Here is a 7,022-nt window from a genome sequence, read left to right as displayed (position 1 = left end):
GCGTAGCCGGACCCCATTGGGGCTCCGCCCCAAACCCCCGGCCTGCTGACGCGGCCCCCCGGTGGGGGCACACAGCCCCCACCGGCACACTTACGAGGATCTTCCATCACATGAGCACCCCCCGCATCGTCGTCACCGGCATCGGAGCGTCATCCCCCATCGGCGGGACTGCGCCCGAGAGTTGGTCCGCTCTGCTCGCGGGCGCCTCCGGTGCGCGCACGCTCGAGCACGAATGGGTCCAGCAGTACGACCTGCCGGTGACCTTCGCCGCCGAGGCGCTCGTTCGCCCGGACACTGTGCTCGAGCGCCCCGAGGCCAAGCGCCTCGATCCCGCCTCGCAGTTCGCCCTGGTGGCGGCGCGTGAGGCGTGGGCGGATGCCGGCACCCCCGATGTCGAGCCGGAGCGCTTCGGTGTCGACTTCGCCACGGGCATCGGCGGGGTATGGACCCTGCTCGACGCGTGGGACACACTGCGCGAGAAGGGCGCCCGGCGCGTGATGCCCATGACCGTGCCGATGCTGATGCCGAATGCCGCCGCGGCGGCGGTGTCGATGCACCTCGGTGCGCGGGCGTATGCCCGTACGGTCGCGTCGGCTTGTGCCTCGAGCACCGAGTCGATCGTGAACGCCGTCGAGCACCTCAGGCTCGGCCTGGCAGACGTCGTGATCGCCGGAGGAACCGAGTCGGCCATCCATCCGATCACCGTCGCGTCCTTCGCGTCGATGCAGGCCCTGTCCAAGCGCAACAACGACCCGGAGCATGCGTCGCGTCCGTACAGTGTCGACCGCGACGGCTTCGTCATGGGCGAGGGTGCGGCAGCCGTCGTGCTCGAGACCGAGGAGCACGCGCGCGCACGCGGTGCGAAGATCTACGCCGTCGTCGTCGGCGGCGGCGTCACCGCGGATTCGCACCACATCACCGCTCCCGAGCCGGAGGGGCTCGGCGCGTCCCGAGCGGTGCGCATGGCGCTGGAGGCGGCCGGCGCGTCGGTCGACGACGTGACCCACATCAATGCTCATGCCACCTCGACGCCGACGGGCGACATCGCGGAGTACAAAGCGCTCCTCAGCGTTTTCGGCGACCGCGTGCACGAGATCCCCGTATCGGCGACGAAGGCGTCCACCGGTCACCTCCTGGGTGGCATCGGCGCGCTCGAGGCCATTTTCACGATCCTCGCGCTGCGCGACGGGCAAGCCCCTCCGACGATCAACCTCACCACCCAGGATCCCGAGATCCCGCTGCGCGTGTCCGGCTCGCCTATTCCGCTGGGCAACGGCCCGCACCTCGCGATCAGCAACTCCTTCGGGTTCGGCGGTCACAACGCCGTCGTCGCATTCGCGACCCCCTGATCAGGTCGCCGAGGCAGACGAAGACGCCCCCGCTCAAAGCACGGTCGGAGGCGTCTGTCGTCTCAGGTGGCGATACACGGTCTCCGCATCCGGGCCCATCTGGCACCGACTGCCGCTACTGGCGCCTCGAACCGCCTGTGTTTCGATACGCGCCGACGGCGCTACTTGGTAACCGGATCCCTTCGTCAGCCGACTTTGTGGAGCCAGACGACGGATGCATCGTCACTGGCGTGACGGAACGGCTCGAGCTCGTCGTCCCACGCCGCGCCGAGAGCGACCTGCAGCTCATGGTGCAGCTCGACCGGGTCGCCCGCGGCGAGCTCCATGGCGTAGCGGATGCGGTCCTCGCCGACGACGACGTTGCCGGCCGTGTCGGTCTGCGCGTAGTGGATGCCGAGCCCGGGCGTGTGTAGCCAGCGGCCGCCGTCGCTGCGCGGCGACGGGTCCTCACTCACCTCGAAGCGCAGGTGCTCCCAGCCGCGGATCGCGGTCGCGAGGGCGGCTCCGGTGCCCGCCGGACCTTCCCAGTAGAACTCGGCGCGGCGGCTGCCGGACAGCACAGGCTGTGCGGACCAGTCGAAGCTCACCGCATGCCCGAGGGTACGCCCCACTGCCCACTCGAGGTGCGGGCACAATGCTCGCGGCGCAGAGTGAATGAAGATCACTCCACGCGCCAGTGGTGTTGCCATGATCTCTCCGTCTCGTCAGGTGCGTCTTCCCCAACGACCTGATCAGGAGTGCTACGGCGGCTATGCGGTTGTGCTGCTCATTATCGCGCATCCCCCTGCCGAATGACAAGCGTGTGATTCAGTGTTTCCCGGATCCTGAGGCGCTCGTGGAGCGACAGCGGCTGTGAGGATCAAGCCTCACTCATCGCTGTGACCTCGACCTGTCCTTTGGCTGCGTAATACGCGGCGCGGGCGGCATCTTTCCGGGCCTGCTCGATATAGCCGGCGTCGAGGATGTCCTGATCGACTTCGACACTCTCGACCCGGTTCACGCCGTGATACTTCTCGATGTAGGCATCGAGCTCCGGGCCCGACGTCCATGACGTGATGAGGCAGTACCGAGGGTCCGTGCCGACGTGCGTGGCAGCGTGCCACAAGCGCTGGGTGTCGATGATGAGCTGCGCGCCGGCGGGCAGCGCGATGCGGGTCTCACCCCGCGGATCGGTGCGGTTCTCGCGCAGGACGAAGAAGCTGTCCTTGTCGTCGGTGAGGTTGAAGAACCCACGCACCACCCACCCGGTGCCGTCGGGGTTGAGACGGTTGTTGTCATCCTGATGCAGGTTGTACAGGCATTCGCCGTACGCAGTGGGCTGCAGCTCGATCACACGGCATCGGCCGACGTTGGCGCCAGGCTCCTGAGCACGACGCGCGAGATTCGGGGCCTTGTCGACCTGGGAATCGATCCAGACGCCGTCCTTGTCGGTGCGGGGCGGCTTGTGATTCCAGAACCCGTTGCACTCGATTTCGCCGAAGGCGCTGGCAAGCGGCGCGAAGCGCGTGTCGCCCGAGGACTTCCAGTCGTTGTATTCGATGTCGAGCCACTCTTTGGGATCGAGCTGCTGGTTGTAACTGTCGAGGACGACATAGCCGGTCTCTTCGAGAGCGGCGGACTTGATGTAGCCCATGAGGTGGATCAGCCTTTCGTAGGGGGCCAGCACGTTTCAACGGGCCCAACTTAGGCAAGCCTACATCGGGCATTTCGAGCTCCCCCGCGATTCGTAGCCGTGAAAAACGGAAGCACCGGATCGCCTGCCTAAGCTAGAAAGATGGCCAGTGGGACAGCCGATGCCACGAACATCGATGCAATCGCGGTCAACACCGTCGGGTGGCTTTCCGCCGCGGAGACGACCATCGTCGTCCCGGTGTATCAGCGTCAGTATCGATGGGACATCGGCGCCTGCGAGAAGCTTCTGGGCGACGTCCGCGCGGTCGCCGACTCGGACGATCGGCACCTGCACTTCATCGGCTCGATCCTGTCCTCGCATAGCGTCGAGGGGGAATCCGCCGAACTCGTCCTGATCGACGGACAGCAGCGCATCACGACGCTGATGCTGCTGGTCGCCGCACTCCACCACACGGTGAAGACCGGTCATCCCGAGCTCGCCGACGATCTGGAGCGCGTGCTGGTGCACTCGTCCCCGTCGAGGCGAACGAAGCTGCGGCCGCACCGGGCGTGGGCCCGTGTGTTCGAGAGCGTCGTGCTCGACCGGCGGGGGCAGGACCCGGAACCGCGCGAGTCGCGCTTCGACGACAACTACGCGTTCTTCCGCAGTCAGATCAGCGCAGAAGAGGCCCCGCGCATCTGGTCGGGACTCCAGAAGCTCGAGCACGTCGCGATCACCCTCGGTGCGGGCGCGAACGCCCAGCAGATCTTCGAGAGCCTCAACTCGACCGGAGAGCCGCTGAGGGATCACGAGCTCATCCACAACTACGTGCTGATGGGATTGTCGCACGCCGAGCAGACCGAGATCGAGGATTCGTTCTGGGTGCCGATCGAGCAGAACACGGGCGAGTCGCTCGGCAGTTTCTGGCGGCACTACCTCGTGATGACGACGGGGCGCGAAGTGGCGGCCATCGGCAAGCGGGGCGTGTATGACGCGTTCCGCCAGCAGTTCCCCAGACTGGATCTCACCCCCCTGCGCACCCAGGCGGCGGAGTGGAAGGAATACTCCGAGATCTATCGCGTCCTGCTCAACCCGGCGCACGCGCCCGACGAGGACATCGCCCGACAGCTCGCCTATCTGGCGACGTTCGGACGCGCGATGCATCCGCTCGTCATGCGCGCGTATCGTGACCACGTTCGCGGCGAGATCGACAAGGACACCTTGATCCGGACGATCGAGTTCGTACAAGCGCTTCTGCTGCGCCGAACAGTGGTCGGTCTGAGCACGGACCGGCTCGTCGCCCGGCTGTGCCGTGCACGCGCCGACGGCCAGGAGAGCCTGGAGCGGGCGATCAGTCGCATCACGCCATCGGACGAGCGCGTGCGTGCCGCGATCAAGTATGGCGAGCTCCCCCATGCCGCGTATGTCCTCGGTCGCCTCGCCGGGGCTGATGCGCCGGCCGAATTCGCCATCGAGCACGTCTTCCCGGTCGCGCCCGGAGATGGATGGAGCGGCGACGGTGTGCGCTCGTGGGCGGACTTCACCGAGGACGAGCAGAACAGCCACCGAGCCCTGGCCAAGACCCTCGGCAACCTCGCCCCTCTCGAGGAGCCGCTCGCCGAGCGGGTGATCGACATGTCGTTCGGCGACAAGCGCGAGACGTACAGCAAGAGCCGGATCCGCCTCACGAACGCCCTCGCCGCGCTGCCGAAGTGGGGAACGGCGGCCATCGCCGCCCGGACCGTGGAGCTGAGTGAACGGGTTCTCGAGATCTGGGCCTCTCCCACGATCGTCGACATCGATGACGACGGACTGACCCCGATACTGGATGCCGCACTCCGTCGCGGATGGCCGCCCGGATGGGAGCGCGAGTTCGAGTACGTCGAGTACCGCGGCGAGCACTGGGAGGTCTACGACATCAGATACCTCTTCAACCGCATCTTCAAGCGCCTGTGGGCGGACTCTCGAGCGGCTGTCGTCGCCTTCAGCGCCCGCCGCGGCGGACCGATCTATCCCGCGCAGTCGTGGAATGGACAGTGGGACGCCCTCGACGAGTCGAACTTCCTCTACATGGGGTGGGATTCCCAGTACATGCTGACCGCAGTCCAGGGTGTGCTCGACGAGGCCGGCCTCGCGCCTGAGGTGTTCGTCAAATACTCCTACATCGGCAACGCCATGGGATAGCTGTCGTGGTGGGGCGGGTGGGACTTGAACCCACGATCGTCGGGTTATGAGCCCGCTGCCTTGACCAGCTTGGCCACCGCCCCTTGAGGACCGAGCCTACCTAACCGGGCGCGCACAACGCGCTCAGCGAGCGTCCCGGAAGTCATCGTCGCGGATCGGGGGCTCCGGCCACACCTTCGAGACGGCCTCGGTGATGCGCGCGCCGCCGGACTTCGGAGCCTCCGGTTCGGCGGGCTCGCTGCCTCGCTCAATGGGAAGTTCGCGGCTGTCATTGACCACCTGAGGGTGGTTTCGGGCCAGGTCCCAGACGCCGATCACGGCGATCACCCCGGCCACGCCGAAGCCGATGTATGCCCACAGCGGAGCATTGGCCGCTTCGCCCAGTACGGTCAGACCGATGATGATCGCCACGATCGGGTCGATGACGGTGAGCCCGGCGATCACAAGGTCCGGCGGACCGGACGAGTACGCGGTCTGGACGAAGTACGCGCCGACCGCGGCGGCCAGCAGAAGCGCCACGAGGCAGACCAGCGTGAGCCACTCGAAGTCACCCGACTGGATGCGGCTGATGACGACTTTCGCCAGTGTCGCGACGAAGCCATACATGACACCCGCGCCGACGATGTAGAACAGGGCTGTCATCCGATGCCGCAGCAACAGGAACAGCACACCGAACACGACCGTCACCACGGCGAGGATGATCAGGATCGTGATCAGCTGACGTGTCGAGACCGGCTCGTCGGTCGCGACGAGCGCCGCGATGGTCACGAAGATGAAGATCCCGCCGACGCATTCCACGATGGCGCGCACGGATTGCCTCGTGGGTCGGAGGCCGCTGATCCGCGCGTTGAGCAGGGTCGTGATGACGAGGGCGATCGCACCGAGCGGCTGAACCACGATGAGAGGCGCGAACGAGAGAGCGCCGAGCTGGCAGGCGATCGCAAGGCCGAGCATGACAGATCCGAGGACCCACGAGGGCCGAGTGAGCAGGCGGCCCAGCTGAGTGAGGGTCAGACCGCCGGACGAGGCGCCGCCGGAGAGCAGTTCGACCTTCGTGACGCCGCGGTGCTGATACTGGGCCCCGAACGACATGAAGACCGCACCGAGGAGCGCAAGCGGAATGCCGATCAGGAGCGCGGGATTGTCGAAGACTCCGACCAAGGTATCTCCGACGTCCTGGAGGTTGTCGATATCTCCGCCTGCCCACATCACCCCTCGACACTAGTCGCCCGGGTAGATCGATAAGCTCAAGGCGTGGCCGTTCTGCCGATTCGCATCATGGGTGACCCGGTGCTGCACGCACCTGCCGCTGCGGTCGAGGCGGTCACCGACGACGTGAGGCGCCTCGTGTCCGACATGTTCGAGACTATGGATGCCGCACCCGGAGTGGGCCTGGCGGCACCGCAGGTGGGCGTCTCGCTGCGCATCTACACATACAGCTACCAGGACGACGACGGAGCACCGTGGCGGGGTGTGCTGATAAACCCCGAGCTGTGGATGACGCCGCTCGAGCCAGGGGACCCCGACCCCGACGAGGAGGCCGAGGGGTGCCTGTCTCTTCCCGGTGAACGCTTCCCGCTGCGCCGCTCTGACCGCGTGCTCGTGACCGGAACCGACCTCGACGGAAATCCGGTGCGCCTCGAGGTCGACGGCTGGCGTGCCCGCATCATGCAGCACGAGTTCGACCACCTCGACGGCGTCCTCTACGTCGATCGTCTCGGCGACGGGGACTGGAAGACCGTGCAGAAGATCGCACGCAAGCGCGGCTGGGGCCGGCCCGGTGAATCATGGATGCCGGGCGTCGACGACATCGACGCGTGAAACCGGCACGACGCGTGAAACCGGCACGACGCGTGAAACCGGCACGACGCGTGAAA

General features: G+C 66.6%; 6 protein-coding genes and 1 tRNA gene. 3 read left to right on the top strand and 4 right to left on the bottom strand.

All coding sequences use genetic code 11. The features are described 5' to 3' along the window. Positions 1-110: 110 nt before the first annotated feature. Entirely contained in the window at positions 111-1,349 is a 1,239-nt protein-coding gene (locus QZV84_RS09600) for a beta-ketoacyl-[acyl-carrier-protein] synthase family protein (RefSeq protein ID WP_292828868.1), read from the top strand. A 185-nt stretch (positions 1,350-1,534) separates the two neighbouring features. On the opposite strand, the gene QZV84_RS09595 is transcribed toward QZV84_RS09600, so the two are convergent. After that, positions 1,535-2,038 carry a DUF3145 domain-containing protein gene (locus QZV84_RS09595; protein WP_292828866.1) on the bottom strand — a complete coding sequence of 168 codons (504 nt, stop codon included), beginning with the start codon at positions 2,036-2,038 and terminating at the stop codon, positions 1,535-1,537. Between the two features lie 170 nt (positions 2,039-2,208). Further along, a complete protein-coding gene (locus QZV84_RS09590; RefSeq protein WP_363331898.1) occupies positions 2,209-2,982 on the bottom strand; it encodes a hypothetical protein in 774 nt (257 codons plus the stop codon). Between the two features lie 141 nt (positions 2,983-3,123). Here QZV84_RS09590 and QZV84_RS09585 point away from each other — a divergent pair, with 141 nt between their 5' ends. Then, positions 3,124-5,145 (top strand): DUF262 domain-containing protein, encoded by a 2,022-nt coding sequence (locus QZV84_RS09585; protein WP_292828862.1) that lies wholly within the window; start codon positions 3,124-3,126, stop codon positions 5,143-5,145. 6 nt (positions 5,146-5,151) lie between these two features. On the opposite strand, the gene QZV84_RS09580 is transcribed toward QZV84_RS09585, so the two are convergent. Next, a tRNA-Ile gene (locus QZV84_RS09580) sits at positions 5,152-5,228 on the bottom strand. A gap of 40 nt (positions 5,229-5,268) precedes the next feature. Beyond that, entirely contained in the window at positions 5,269-6,354 is a 1,086-nt protein-coding gene (locus QZV84_RS09575) for a DMT family transporter (RefSeq protein ID WP_292828870.1), read from the bottom strand. A gap of 45 nt (positions 6,355-6,399) precedes the next feature. On the opposite strand from QZV84_RS09575, the gene def reads away from it, so the two are divergent. Continuing rightward, complete coding sequence (gene def, locus QZV84_RS09570; RefSeq protein ID WP_292828860.1) at positions 6,400-6,966, top strand: peptide deformylase; 567 nt, start codon at positions 6,400-6,402, stop codon at positions 6,964-6,966. Positions 6,967-7,022 lie beyond the last annotated feature (56 nt).

Origin of the sequence: Microbacterium sp. (genome assembly GCF_011620715.1) — a bacterium.
Taxonomy (GTDB): Bacteria; Actinomycetota; Actinomycetes; order Actinomycetales; family Microbacteriaceae; genus Microbacterium.
This window is presented reverse-complemented; position numbering and strand designations above follow the sequence as displayed.

Excerpts from the sequence above, each read along its gene's own strand:
- QZV84_RS09575 (WP_292828870.1), bottom strand. The coding sequence starts at position 6,354 with ATGTGGGCAGGCGGAGATATCGACAACCTCCAGGACGTCGGAGATACC.
- QZV84_RS09590 (WP_363331898.1), bottom strand. The coding sequence starts at position 2,982 with ATGGGCTACATCAAGTCCGCCGCTCTCGAAGAGACCGGCTATGTCGTC.
- QZV84_RS09585 (WP_292828862.1), top strand. The coding sequence starts at position 3,124 with ATGGCCAGTGGGACAGCCGATGCCACGAACATCGATGCAATCGCGGTC.
- QZV84_RS09595 (WP_292828866.1), bottom strand. The coding sequence starts at position 2,038 with ATGGCAACACCACTGGCGCGTGGAGTGATCTTCATTCACTCTGCGCCG.
- QZV84_RS09600 (WP_292828868.1), top strand. The coding sequence starts at position 111 with ATGAGCACCCCCCGCATCGTCGTCACCGGCATCGGAGCGTCATCCCCC.